11 protein-coding genes are annotated in these 12,442 nt (G+C 56.6%); 4 read left to right on the plus strand and 7 right to left on the minus strand.

The window, feature by feature from the left end; translation table 11 throughout:
• Positions 1-153: 153 nt before the first annotated feature.
• The 7 genes from AUC60_RS20335 to AUC60_RS20365 all read right to left on the minus strand — a co-directional run bounded on the left by AUC60_RS20335 (position 154) and on the right by AUC60_RS20365 (position 8,777).
• Positions 154-1,113 (minus strand): quinone oxidoreductase family protein, encoded by a 960-nt coding sequence (locus tag AUC60_RS20335; protein ID WP_087271799.1) that lies wholly within the window; start codon positions 1,111-1,113, stop codon positions 154-156.
• Between the two features lie 29 nt (positions 1,114-1,142).
• Positions 1,143-1,316 carry a DUF1427 family protein gene (locus AUC60_RS20340; RefSeq protein WP_087271802.1) on the minus strand — a complete coding sequence of 58 codons (174 nt, stop codon included), beginning with the start codon at positions 1,314-1,316 and terminating at the stop codon, positions 1,143-1,145.
• A 266-nt stretch (positions 1,317-1,582) separates the two neighbouring features.
• Positions 1,583-2,356, minus strand: coding sequence for an AraC family transcriptional regulator (locus AUC60_RS20345; RefSeq protein ID WP_087271805.1), 774 nt, complete (start codon positions 2,354-2,356; stop codon positions 1,583-1,585).
• A gap of 134 nt (positions 2,357-2,490) precedes the next feature.
• Entirely contained in the window at positions 2,491-3,777 is a 1,287-nt protein-coding gene (locus tag AUC60_RS20350; protein WP_087271808.1) for an OprD family porin, read from the minus strand.
• A gap of 245 nt (positions 3,778-4,022) precedes the next feature.
• Entirely contained in the window at positions 4,023-4,223 is a 201-nt protein-coding gene (locus AUC60_RS20355; protein ID WP_087271811.1) for a hypothetical protein, read from the minus strand.
• Positions 4,224-4,433: 210 nt separating this feature from the next.
• On the minus strand, positions 4,434-5,540 hold the full coding sequence (gene aguA / locus AUC60_RS20360) for an agmatine deiminase (RefSeq protein WP_087271814.1): 1,107 nt from the start codon (positions 5,538-5,540) through the stop codon (positions 4,434-4,436).
• Between the two features lie 324 nt (positions 5,541-5,864).
• Positions 5,865-8,777: an aminotransferase gene (locus tag AUC60_RS20365; RefSeq protein ID WP_087271817.1), complete on the minus strand. Its 2,913-nt coding sequence runs from the start codon at positions 8,775-8,777 to the stop codon at positions 5,865-5,867.
• A gap of 253 nt (positions 8,778-9,030) precedes the next feature.
• Between AUC60_RS20365 and rfbB the strand changes: the two genes are divergently transcribed.
• Genes rfbB through rfbD form a run of 4 tightly spaced genes read left to right on the plus strand, consistent with a single transcriptional unit; the run spans position 9,031 to position 12,405 of the window.
• Positions 9,031-10,113, plus strand: a complete 1,083-nt coding sequence (rfbB, locus tag AUC60_RS20370; protein ID WP_087271820.1) for a dTDP-glucose 4,6-dehydratase — start codon at positions 9,031-9,033, stop codon at positions 10,111-10,113.
• Positions 10,110-10,985: a glucose-1-phosphate thymidylyltransferase RfbA gene (gene rfbA, locus AUC60_RS20375; protein ID WP_087271823.1), complete on the plus strand. Its 876-nt coding sequence runs from the start codon at positions 10,110-10,112 to the stop codon at positions 10,983-10,985. Before rfbB ends, rfbA begins: the two co-directional genes overlap by 4 nt.
• Complete coding sequence (gene rfbC / locus AUC60_RS20380) at positions 10,982-11,530, plus strand: dTDP-4-dehydrorhamnose 3,5-epimerase (protein WP_087271826.1); 549 nt, start codon at positions 10,982-10,984, stop codon at positions 11,528-11,530. Before rfbA ends, rfbC begins: the two co-directional genes overlap by 4 nt.
• Positions 11,527-12,405 carry a dTDP-4-dehydrorhamnose reductase gene (rfbD, locus tag AUC60_RS20385; RefSeq protein ID WP_087271829.1) on the plus strand — a complete coding sequence of 293 codons (879 nt, stop codon included), beginning with the start codon at positions 11,527-11,529 and terminating at the stop codon, positions 12,403-12,405. Before rfbC ends, rfbD begins: the two co-directional genes overlap by 4 nt.
• The last annotated feature ends 37 nt before the right edge of the window (positions 12,406-12,442 follow it).

A 12,442-nucleotide genomic window follows, 5' to 3' on the forward strand; every position in this document is an offset into this window, starting at 1 on the left:
AGGAGCTGCCGCAGGCTGCGAAGCATTCATCCTGACACACCGCTTTCGCAGCCTTCGGCAGCTCCTACAGGTCCTATGCTTGCTTCGCGACAGCGCGTTGCCAGGGACAACGAGGCAGGGGTGTTGCTAAGAATGCATCAACCCGCAATATCCTCAGGGCAACAAAATCACCTTTTCCCCTGCGCCCTGATTGACCTCTTCGTACCGCGCCAAACCTTCGCTCAGCGGTGACTCGACCAGACCTGTCGGCAGCGGCAAGCTGCCTTCGTCGAAGAACCGGCCAAACTGGTCGAGCATCTTCGCGCAAGCGTTGCAGTCATAAAGCAGCGAATTGATCCCCACCACTGATCCGCCTTTACGGTACAGCGCCAGCGACGGCAGCTTTACGTGGCCGTCCACCGGAGCCGCGATGATCGCGATACGACCGAACGTGGCCAGCGCAGGCACTGAAGCCGCAAGCCAGAAGCCAGTGGTGTCGAAAATCACATCGGCACCGCTCTGGAAAACGCCATTAACCTGCGCCGCAAGTTCTTCTGGCTTGTCCAGCAGAATGCTTTCGAAACCCTGTTCTTGCAGCGCGACGATGTGCTCGGGGCGACGCACTGCGCCCAGTACCCGAGCGCCGAGAATTCTGCCCAGCGCCAGTGCCGCGCTACCCACTGCGCCATTGGCCCCGATGACCAGCAAGCGCGTTTCGGCGCCAACCAGGCTGCGTTGCAACGCATCCCACGCGGTGGTGTAAGGCACACCGAGGCTGGCAGCCTGACTGAAATTCAAACTCTTTGGTTTGAGCGCCACCCCTTGAGCAGGCAATGTCAGAAACTGCGCGTGAGAGCCGTCGCGAAAGAAACCCGGCTCTTTACCCGTACCCCAGACTTCCTGACCCAACAGATCCTTGGGGCCCTGGACGACCACGCCAGCGAAATCCCGACCCGGCACTCTCGGCAATGTGGTGTAGGGAAAACGCCCGAGAACATTTTTCACGTCACTGGGGTTCAGGCCAGCGGCTTTGACCTCGATCAGGACTTCGTTCTGGGCAGGTACGGGCGTTGGCAGCTCGACGTATTGCAGGGCTGCAAGATCGCCGGTTTTTGAGAATTGCAGGGCTTTCATGGGAGCCTCCTTTAAGTAGGAATAATCGATCAGGACAGCCAGGTCGCAACCAGTTGCTTGCCCATTGGCCATAGTTTTTCACCCAGCAACATGCCGGTCAGGCCAACCAGTGCCACGGCGGGCGGTGCTGGCGAGCGGAAATCAAGAGCGCCGTAGAGCAGGCCTACGCCGATGCCGATAACGATGGAGATGAGGTAACTCATGATGAACCCCGTGCACAATTTGCTAATGCACGCAGTTTAGAGGCGGGTGGAAAAAGCTATCGGCCAAGGGCTTCTGAATATCGGTCAGGGTGAATGCACACGTATCTATAGGAACACACGGGGACCTGTAGGAGTGAGCTTGCTCGCGATAACGGTAGACCTGTTGAGAATTATCTTTTGGCCTGACGCTATCGCGAGCAAGCTCACTCCTACAGGGATGCATTTCAATTCATTAGCGTATGTTTTGTTTGACTGGAGCTGCGTCGCTACCGATCCCCCACTGAATACTGCGAAGGCGCCACGCCCAACTCACGTCGAAACATGTCGCTGAAGCTGCTGGGCGAATAGCCCAATGAGCGCGCGATCATGCTGATCGGTACGCCCTGGATGATTTCAGCCACCGCTGTCGCCAACTGTACTTGTCTGCGCCACTCAGCGAAGCCCATGCCTAATGCACTTTGGAACAGGCGCGCGAGGGTTCGAACGCTCGCGCCGGCGTTTTCGGCATGCTGCTCAAACGGGATATCCAGCGACGGCTCGCTCATGACCGCCTGACAAAGACTCAGCAAACGCCGGTCAGAGTTATCCGGCATGGGGATTTTCAGAATGGAGCGTCTGGCGCGTTGCAGCTCCAGGAGCGCCAGCCCGACGAGTGCATCGTAATACTGCGACTCTTGATTATCAGCCTGCTCGACCAAACCCAGAATCAATTCGCGCAGCAGGCGGCCAACCTCGAAGACCTGTACGGTTTTTTCCAGCGTGTCGGCAATGGCTGGACGCAGGTAGATGTTGCGCATCTCCAGATCAGTGACCACGCGAATGCCATGTATCACGCCAGGCGGCAGCCACACGGCACGCTGCGGCGGCACAACCAAAGCTTCGAGCGGCGTTTCAACCCACATTACACCCGAGGTGGCGTACAGCACCTGACCCCACATATGTTCATGCGGCTCGATGTAACGCCCACGCGGATAGGTGCGCGCCAGAGGTTGCACAGGCACGGCGGTATCAGAAAGGTCAGGAGGTGCAGCGAGGGCCATGGGGAGTGACCGAGTCAGGCTAAGTTGGAGCATATAGTAGCCGGACATGGGGCAGGAAGATTGTATCTACGCGTTGTGGGACCGGCTTTAACCGGTCCCACGGGGAACGCTACGCGCGCCCCTTTACACGATCATCAGAAAACGTTGATCGGGTAGTCAACGAAGATACGGGTTTCGTTGCCGCTGACGTTGTATTCGCTGGCGTTGTTGGAAACACGCAGGAACGAGTTGCGCAGACGCAGGGACAAGTCCTTGGCCGGGCCGCTCTGCACGACGTAAGTCAGCTGGCTGAAGATTTCACGCTCTGTGCCATTGCCACGAGCGGTGCCGTCATCAATGTTGCTACCGCGCACGTAGGCCGCTTTGTAGCTCAGGCCAGGCGTGACCAGACCGGACAGGTCAACGCCGTAGGCTGCTTGCCACGAACGCTCGTCTTTGCCGTTGAAATCGGACCAGTAGGAGTTCGCCAGGTAGATAGTGTTACCACCGTCACCGAAGCCGCCTGCACTTTGGTAGCCGCTGTAGTTGTAGCCGGTTTCGCCAGTGCTGCGCTGGTGCGCCAGGGTGAAGGAGTGGATACCCACAGCCCAGGTAGCCGCCAGGCTCCAGATCTTGTTGTCACGGGCGCCAGCTTCAGTGGCTGTCGAGAAGTTTCTGTCCATCTTGGTCTTGTAGCCGTTGAAGTCGAACGTCAACGACTGGTCAGGAGCCAAGGCAAACACGTAGTTCAGGTTTACGTACTGCTTCTTGAACACGTCTTCGTTGTCCGATGCGTAGAACGCTGCGGTGAACTCATCGGTGAACTTGTAGCTGGCGCCGTAAACGTTGATGCTTTTCAGGCCACCACTGTCACGCCCTTCGGCAGACTTGCGGGCTTCCTGAGTGAAGCGACCGACGTTGACTTCCAGGCCATCGATTTCTTTGGAAGTGATCAGAGTACCGGTGAAGCTTTCTGGCAACAGACGACCGTTGTCATAGCTCAGCACAGGCAGCGCAGGCATTTGGTCGCCGTACTTGATGACGGTGTTGGAAATACGTGCTTTGACGGCAGCGCCGGCACGCGCGAGATCATCAGCAGCTTCACCGCTGTCGCCCTGCTTGAAGAAGTCGATACCAGCGCCGCCGCTGCGACCTTTACCGCCGTCCAGACGAACGCCGTATAGACCAAAAGCATCGACACCCACACCGATGGTGCCTTGGGTGAAACCGGATGCGAAGTTGGCGGTGAAAGCCTGACCCCACTCAGCACGGTCAGAGTTTGGTGCGACGTTTTTGTAATCGCGATTGATATAAGCGTTGCGCAGCGCGAGATTCAGGTGGCTGTCTTCGACGAAACCCTTGGAATCTGCCTGGCTGTCTGCCATGACCTGCCCAGCACTGATCAAACCCAGTGCAAGCAAACTGATGCGTTTGTTGAGCATTTCTAGTTGTCCTTTTTTCTGCTGATTTGATCACGCGCTGTGGCAACAACCCGGAGGCTATCTGCGGCTGTCAAACGTCAAATTCGACGAGCCCGAACGAAATCATCGCAGTGGACTACTGATGCACGTACATGGCGCGAGGCCACAGGCGGAGGAAGCGAATCCTAGCCGCCGGTCATAAAAGTGTCAATTTACGAAACTTTCTATGCTTATAACTGTCCGCATCGACAGCTTTTAGAAGAGCTTCAATCCTTGAGTACGCTCAAAAGCGCTTCAAGCTCAGCCTCGTTGAAAAGGCCCGCCGGATAACGCTGAAGCAACATTTGCCTCACGTCCGGGCGTTGAGGTTTACGCATACTGGTCGCTCTCAACCAGTCAGCCATCATCTGGCGCGCTTCGCTACTAGCAGACAAACCACGAGCGCGATGCTCTAGACCTGCGTTCATAGGACAACCTCTTAAGTCGTGAGGGGCTAAATGTACTGGCCCTTTGTGACAGAAAGGCTAAGCGGGGACGTTTCAATACCGGCCGTCGACCCATCCACCAGGTTAAGACGCCAGAAGCGAAACCCACAAAAAAGCCCATCACTTGGATAGGCTTGATCACAGCAAGAACGACGCCAACTATGTAACGCGATTGTAACCGCCCCTCTTTAGTCAGGCCCGATGAGGCGCTGGCTGTTGCTGGGTGAGGCAGTGGATATTGCCGCCACCCAGCAGTAACTCGCGACCCGGGACCATGACCACTTCATGCTCCGGGAACAGTTGCTGGAGGATTTCCAAGGCTTTTTCGTCCATCGGATCGTCAAAGCTGGGGGCAATGATCCCGCCATTAACGATCAGAAAGTTCACGTAAGAACCCGCCAGACGCACCGAAGGGTTGCGTTCCTGACTGCCGTGCACTTGATCGACGCCCGCACATTCTTCTTCAGTGGCGAACAAAGGACCCGGGATTGGCATCTTATGGACGACAAATGCCCTGCCCTTTGCATCCCGGGTGTTTTCCAAAATACTCAATGCCGCGTGACATCTTGGGTAGTTGGGGTCTTTGGGATCATCTGTCCAGGCCAGCAACACTTCGCCAGGACGCACATAGCAGCAGAAGTTATCGACATGTCCGTCGGTTTCGTCGTTAAACAGCCCGTCCGGTAACCAGACAACTTTATCCACAGCCAAGTTGGCGCTAAGCACTGCTTCAATCTCTTCACGAGAAAGGTGCGGATTACGGTTGCGATTAAGCAGACATTCCTCGGTGGTGATCAGCGTACCTTCGCCGTCAACATGGATCGAACCGCCCTCCAGTACAAAGCCAGGCGTCGCGTAGCGCGGGCACCTTTCGATTTCCATCACCTTGCTGGCCAGTTGCGAATCCAGATTCCAGGGCGCGTACAGGCCGCCATCGAATCCACCCCAGGCATTGAAATCCCAGTCCACACCACGCACTTCGCCTTGATTGTTGATCACAAAGGTCGGGCCGGTGTCGCGCACCCAGGCGTCGTCGTTACTGATCTCCACTACGCGGATATTCGGTACGTTCAGGCGCGCGCGCGCATTGTCGTATTGGGCTGCCGAGACCGCGACAGTCACGGGCTCGAAACGGGCGATGGCTTTAGCGACTGCAACATGGGCCGTCTGCACCGGCTTGCCACCCAGACGCCAGTTGTCCGGACGCTCAGGCCAGACCATCCAGGTCTGGGTCTGAGGAGCCCACTCGGCAGGCATATAAAAGCCGTCGGCGCGTGGCGTGCTATTGAGAGTGGTCATGGGTGATCAGGTCTCCAGTGGGGCGTCGAATCGAACAATCGATAGTTGGCGACTTTATAGACGATAAAAATCGGGTTTAAAAGCTAAAAAAGCAGAATTAAATACATATTTCAGGCTTTAAGGCCGACATAAGTCTGCAATTTAATCTGTACAAGCCCGGTCGCGCAGCAAACACAGGGCCTGTAGGAGCTGCCGGAGGCTGCGATCGCGGTGTATCAGGAGAAATGCTTCGCAGCCTTCGGCAGCTCCTACAGAAAATGCATTTCAATCCCAATAGTTTGCATGCTTTCAAGATAGCGGCTTTAGCCGCGAGAGCATCAGCAGTCACTCCAACTCAGCCAACACCTTCGACACGCTATCCACAAAAAAGTCCACGCTTTGGCGGGTGGTGCACATCGGTGGCTTGATTTTCAGGATGTTCAGGTAGTCGCCGGTGGGCTGCATAAAGATGCCAAGATCGCGCAGGCGATCGCACAGGTAGGCGGTTTCTTCTGTGGCGGGTTCCAGGCTCTGGCGGTTGCGCACTAACTCGACGCCCAGATAAAAGCCCATGCCGTGAACCGCGCCGACCAGCGGATGGATATCGATCAGGGCCTGCAGCCGGGACTTGAAATGCTCGCCGACGATTTCGGCATTTTCCCAGAGCTTTTCCTCTTCCATGACATCCAGCACCGCCATACCAATCCGGCAACTGACCGGACTGCCGCCCGCGGATGAGAAGAAATACCCCTCGGCCTCTAATGCTTCGGCAATCTCACGACGGGTGATCACAGCGCCCAGTGGATGGCCGTTGCCCATCCCTTTGGCCATCGTGATGATGTCGGGCACCACGCCCTGCTCTTCGAAGCCCCAGAAGTAATGACCCAAGCGGCCATAACCGACCTGCACTTCGTCGGCGATGCACACGCCACCCTGCTCTCTGATCATTTGATAGACCTGTTGCAGATAACCCGCAGGCAGCGAAACCCCGCCGGCATTGCCGTATACCGGCTCACAGATAAAGCCCGCAACCTGGCGCTGTTGTGCCGCCAGTTGCTGCAGGACATGCTCGACACTTCGTACATACTGCGCAGCGCTGTCCGTACCTCGAAACTCGCCGCGATAGGTGTTTGGCGCCGTCACTGGATGCACCCAATCCGGACGTGTACTCAACGCCTGAGGGTTGTCGGCAATCGACGTAGAAATCGCATCGGTCGCCACCGACCAACCGTGGTAAGCCTCCAGCACGCTGAGCATGTCGCGCCCGCCGCTGTAAGCCCAAGCCAGACGAATCGCCAGATCATTGGCCTCAGTGCCGCTGTTAACCAGAAATACACGGTCCATGCCTTCTGGCGCCAGCTTGAGTAAGCGTTCGGAAAACTCGGCAATCGCCGCGTAATGAAAGCGCGAATTAGTGTTCAGCAGCGACCATTGCCGCGCCGCCTCAGTGGCCATGCGCGGATGACCGTGGCCCAGCACCGCGACGTTGTTGAGCATGTCCAGATAGGAGCGGCCCTGCATGTCGATCAGATGATTGCGCCAGCCACGCTCGATCTGCGGCGGGGCCTGATAATAGTGTTTTTGCGAGCGGGCGAAGCTTGCGTCACGACGCGCCAGCAGTTCAGCGGAGTCGGGCAACGAGGGCGCATCGCAATCAAATCCCAGCAGCGCCGCAGGCGACGGACATAACGCCCGCCATGCATCTGCCCAGGAAGGGGTGGTAAAGAGCGGCGGGCTCAGGTTCTCTACACCACACAATTGCACCAGCAATGGACCGCCACCCTTGCCGATAATGGCCCCGGCAGCGACGCTGGCACCCGGAGTCAACTCAAGTCCTGCGCCCCATATCTTCAGGCTAATCTGCGCCCCCACCAATAACAACGCAGCATCAGCGGTCAGCCTCAACGTACCGCTGAAAGGTGCGTGCAACGCAGCGGCTGTAGCCAGGTACAGCTCGACATGCAGGGCGAAAGTTTCGGGCTCTTTGGCGCTGTCGATCACGGTGCGCGACAGCCGGTACTCCCCGAACCGACTGGCTGACTGTCCGGTAGCTTGTGCAGCCTGTTTGAGCAACTGCTCATCGATACCGCTCTGCGTCCAGTTGCCTGCGACAAAGTGCTCGCTGAGCACTCCCAAGTCCACCAATCGGAATGCTCCCCCGCTCAGGCCGGGCAGCAGTGGCTGATAGTCGATGACGGAGGCTGGCGGGGCACTGACGTTAACCGCCGCAAGGATCGCTGCCTCCATCAAGGGCAGCGGCACCGACGTCGCCACATCGAAGATGCCCCATTCACTGTCGATATTAGCCTGAATGTAAGCATTATCAGGTTCAACACTGGCTTGCTGTGCGCTGCTCAGCACCAACACCGCAGCACGGGCCACGATCAAAGGCCATAGCGCCTGCAGTTCTTCAAGTTGCAATGGGTTGATCGCGTGGTAAGCGCGAATGGCCGGCAGGATGTACAACGGGTCGCCATCGGCATGGTGCAGCAGCGCTGCGCAGGTGACCGACAGATCAGCTACCCGCCAGGTACTGACCAGATCGCCGAAGTCGATCAAACCTTGCAACTGCCATCGCTGGTGATTACTGCGCGTCCAGACGACGTTATATTCGGTGATATCCAGATGCACAGTCTGCACTGGCAGCTTAGCAATCAGCGGACCTAAACGTCGCTGCGCCAGTTCGGCCGCCTGCGCGAGACACGCACGCTCCTCATCGTTACCAATGACTGGCAACAGATGCTTGATCAAGGCCTGTGCATTGCGCGGATCCCACTGCAAAACACGCTCAAGCCCGGGATGCTCAAAGCTGGCGAGGGAAAGATCCACGTGTGCGCATAACTCGCCCAGCTCAACCACGACGTCCAGCGGCAGATGATTTGAATCACTTAAAGCCTGACCATCGATAAATTCCAGTAGCCTGGCGTGTATTGCATAACCACCGATCTCTAGCGACAACAGTTGCTCGCCCGTAACAGTAAGCATCACGCCGGGGACTCTGGCTTGAGACTCTGCTGCAAGATGCCGTAGCGCAGCATGCTGCGCTTCCAGCTCCAGAGTTGAATAATCTCCATGGCAGACTTTCAGGACGAAACGCCGCTCGCCAGTATCAAGCAGAAAATTACGATCCTGCTGACTGCCCAAGTCTTTCAGCGTGCCGCTTAACCCGTAGTGTTGCTCAAGCAGCTGCAGCGCGTGCTCGGTACTGACCTCTGGACAAGGCAGGCTGGAACGACGAATCAACGTGGCGAGCGGCATGCAACAACCTCAATCCTGGAATGAGCAGCGAGGGAATTTAACAAGGCTACAACTATAGGTGTGCCGGGCTCTGATCACCAAGTCATGCGCAGTAAGAGAGCGAGTGTCGGTTTAATGGCGCACCACACCTGGATGATCAATTCTTTTCATTAACTATATGCATGTTCTTGGTTAATCCTGCTTGCACGTCTAGCCTTAAAACAACAAGCTATGCTTCATCAGTCTTAAGACCTGAAAGACACAAGGCAAACTCATGCGAATACTTGTTACCGGCGGCGCGGGCTTTATTGGCTCGGCGCTGATCCGTCATCTGATAAAGAATACCGATCACGAAGTACTCAATTTCGACAAACTGACCTACGCAGGCAATCTCGAGTCGCTAACTGGCATTGCGACTGATACCCGCTATGAATTTGTGCAGGCCGACATTTGCGATCAGGCCAAAGTCAGTGAAGTGCTGGCCCGTTTCGAACCGCACGCCGTCATGCACCTGGCTGCCGAGTCCCACGTTGACCGCTCCATTGACGGTCCGTCCGAGTTTATTCAAACCAACATCGTCGGCACTTACAGCCTGCTGGAAGCCGTGCGCGGCTACTGGCTGAAGCTGCCTGAAGCCGAGCGCGAGGCGTTCCGCTTCCATCACATTTCGACCGATGAAGTGTATGGCGACCTGCATGGTGTCGATGACCTGTTTACCGAAACCACACCGTATGCGCCAAGCTCGCCCTACTCGGCCAGCAAGGCCGCATCCGATCACCTGGTCCGGGCCTGGCAGCGGACTTACGGACTGCCGGTGGTCGTAACCAACTGCTCAAATAACTACGGGCCGTTCCACTTCCCGGAGAAGCTGATCCCGCTGGTCATTCTCAATGCTCTGGCAGGCAAACCGCTGCCGGTGTATGGCAACGGTCTGCAAGTGCGCGACTGGCTATTCGTCGAAGACCACGCCCGTGCGTTGTACAAGGTGGTCACCCAAGGTGCGGTAGGTGAAACCTACAATATTGGCGGTCATAACGAGCAGAAGAATATTGATGTGGTGCGCGGCATCTGTGCGCTGCTGGAAGAGCTGGCACCTCAACGTCCTGACGGTGTTGCCAACTACGCTGACCTGATCACTTATGTCGTGGATCGACCGGGCCATGATCAACGCTATGCCATTGATGCCAGCAAGATCGAGCGCGAGCTGGGCTGGGTTCCTGAAGAAACGTTCGAATCAGGTTTACGCAAAACCGTGCAGTGGTACCTGAACAACCTGGAATGGTGCCGCCGCGTACAAGACGGCAGCTATCAAGGCCAACGACTGGGCTTTACCGATTCAAAGGATCTGATCGCATGACCAAAGGTATCGTCTTGGCGGGAGGCTCAGGCACGCGCCTGCATCCGATTACACTCGGTGTCTCCAAGCAACTGCTGCCCATTTACGACAAACCGATGATCTACTACCCGGTCTCGGTGCTAATGCTGGCTGGCATTCAGGACATCCTGATCATCTCGACACCTCTGGACTTGCCTCAGTACCGCAGTCTGCTCGGTGACGGCAGCCAGTTTGGAGTACGCATCCAGTACGCCGAACAACCCAGCCCGGATGGCCTTGCGCAGGCGTTCCTGATTGGCGAGGAGTTCATTGGCGATGATTCGGTATGCCTGATTCTGGGAGATAACATCTTCCACGGGCAGCACTTCGGCGAACAGCTTAAAACCGCCAGGGATCAGAAAAACGGTGCCACCGTCTTCGGCTACTGGGTCAAGGATCCAGAGCGTTTCGGTGTTATTGATTTCGATGAGAACGGCAAGGCGCTGTCCATCGAAGAAAAGCCCAAGGCACCCAAGTCCAGCTATGCAGTGACAGGGTTGTATTTTTACGACAACGAAGTTATCCGCATTGCCAAGGACGTGAAGCCTTCGCCCCGTGGAGAGCTGGAAATCACCGATATCAACAACGCCTACTTGCAGCGCGGCGACTTGCACGTTGAACGTTTCGGTCGCGGTTTCGCCTGGCTGGATACCGGTACGCATGACAGCCTGCTGGAAGCCTCCCAGTACGTGCAGACGATCGAACACCGCCAAGGCCTGAAAGTCGCCTGTCTTGAAGAGATCGCCTATCAGAACGAATGGATCGATCGTGAACACCTGCTGGAACGCGCTCAGTATTTTGGTAAAACCGGCTACGGTCAGTATCTGTTCAAACTTGCGGGGGAAAACCGTTGAATGTAATTACCAGTGAGATCCCCGAAGTTCTCATTCTTGAGCCACGCGTATTTGGTGACGAACGAGGATTTTTCTACGAAAGCTTCAATGCCAAGGCCTTTGCTGACGCTACAGGGCTGCGTGAGCTGAGTTTCGTGCAGGACAATCACTCCCGCTCAGCCAAAGGCGTACTGCGCGGCCTGCATTACCAAATCGAAAATGCCCAGGGCAAACTGGTACGCGTGACGGCCGGAGAGGTTCTGGACATTGCAGTGGACATTCGCAAAAGCTCGCCTACGTTCGGCCGCTGGGTCAGTGTCAGGCTATCTGCGGAAAACGCCCGGCAATTATGGATCCCGGCGGGTTTTGCCCATGGTTTTGTAGTGCTCAGCGATTACGCCGAATTTCTTTACAAAACCACCGATTACTACACTCCCTCAGCCGAGCGCTGCATCCGCTGGGACGACCCGGATCTGGCTATCGACTGGCAGTTGGACGGCACGCCGCAACTGTCGGCCAAAGATCAAAACGGCAGAGTGTTAAAAGAGGCTGACCTGTTTCCATGAGCAAGCCACTGAAAATCGTCGTCATCGGCCAGACCGGCCAGGTGTCCCAAGCCTTGCAGAAAACCCTGGCGGATCTTGGTGAAGTGATTGTCCTGGGCCGCGACAAACTGGACCTCAGCGACCAGATGGCCGATTTCGATCAGATCCAGGATTTAAAGCCAGACCTGCTCATCAACGCCGCTGCCTATACCGCAGTAGATCAGGCGGAGGCTGACCAGAAAACAGCGCTCGCCGTTAACGCGATTGCCGTCGGAATGATTGCCGATCAGGCGAAAGAGCTGGGTATCCCGCTGATTCATTACTCAACGGACTACGTGTTCGACGGCAGCAAAGCCACGCCTTGGACCGAGCAGGACAAGCCCGCACCTTTGGGCGTTTATGGCGCCAGTAAGTGGGCCGGTGAACAGGCTATCGAGTACGTTGGCGGGCAGTATTTGATATTGCGCACCAGTTGGGTTTACTCGAACACGGGTCGTAACTTTCTGCTGACCATGCAACGGCTGTTGCAAGAGCGCGACTCGCTTAATGTTGTGTCCGATCAGGTGGGTGCGCCCACTTGGGCCGGGACCATTGCGCAGAGCACGCGCCAGTTGATCGAACACTGGCGTGACGGGAAACCCGGCGCTTGGGGCACCTATCACCTGACTGCCAGCGGTGAAACTTCATGGTTTGGCTTCACTCAGGCCATTGCCGAGCAGTTAAGCGTACAAGGTAAGAAGTGCGCAGCACTGGAAGCGATTCCGTCCAGTGCCTACCCGACACCCGCCGCTCGCCCGCTCAACTCGCGACTCGACTGTAGCCTCCTCCAGCGCGAATGGGGCGTGCAACAGCCTGACTGGCACAGCGCATTACTGGAGTGCCTGGCTGAGCAGTAGTTCTGCACTATTCGGGACCTTACCGAAACTGTAGGAG

The sequence above is a fragment of the Pseudomonas caspiana genome (genome assembly GCF_002158995.1).
Classification (GTDB): Bacteria; Pseudomonadota; Gammaproteobacteria; order Pseudomonadales; family Pseudomonadaceae; genus Aquipseudomonas; species Aquipseudomonas caspiana.

Excerpts from the sequence above, each read along its gene's own strand:
- AUC60_RS20335 (WP_087271799.1), bottom strand. The coding sequence starts at position 1,113 with ATGAAAGCCCTGCAATTCTCAAAAACCGGCGATCTTGCAGCCCTGCAA.
- AUC60_RS20340 (WP_087271802.1), bottom strand. The coding sequence starts at position 1,316 with ATGAGTTACCTCATCTCCATCGTTATCGGCATCGGCGTAGGCCTGCTC.
- AUC60_RS20345 (WP_087271805.1), bottom strand. The coding sequence starts at position 2,356 with ATGGCCCTCGCTGCACCTCCTGACCTTTCTGATACCGCCGTGCCTGTG.
- AUC60_RS20350 (WP_087271808.1), bottom strand. The coding sequence starts at position 3,777 with ATGCTCAACAAACGCATCAGTTTGCTTGCACTGGGTTTGATCAGTGCT.
- AUC60_RS20355 (WP_087271811.1), bottom strand. The coding sequence starts at position 4,223 with ATGAACGCAGGTCTAGAGCATCGCGCTCGTGGTTTGTCTGCTAGTAGC.
- aguA (WP_087271814.1), bottom strand. The coding sequence starts at position 5,540 with ATGACCACTCTCAATAGCACGCCACGCGCCGACGGCTTTTATATGCCT.
- AUC60_RS20365 (WP_087271817.1), bottom strand. The coding sequence starts at position 8,777 with ATGCCGCTCGCCACGTTGATTCGTCGTTCCAGCCTGCCTTGTCCAGAG.
- rfbB (WP_087271820.1), top strand. The coding sequence starts at position 9,031 with ATGCGAATACTTGTTACCGGCGGCGCGGGCTTTATTGGCTCGGCGCTG.
- rfbA (WP_087271823.1), top strand. The coding sequence starts at position 10,110 with ATGACCAAAGGTATCGTCTTGGCGGGAGGCTCAGGCACGCGCCTGCAT.
- rfbD (WP_087271829.1), top strand. The coding sequence starts at position 11,527 with ATGAGCAAGCCACTGAAAATCGTCGTCATCGGCCAGACCGGCCAGGTG.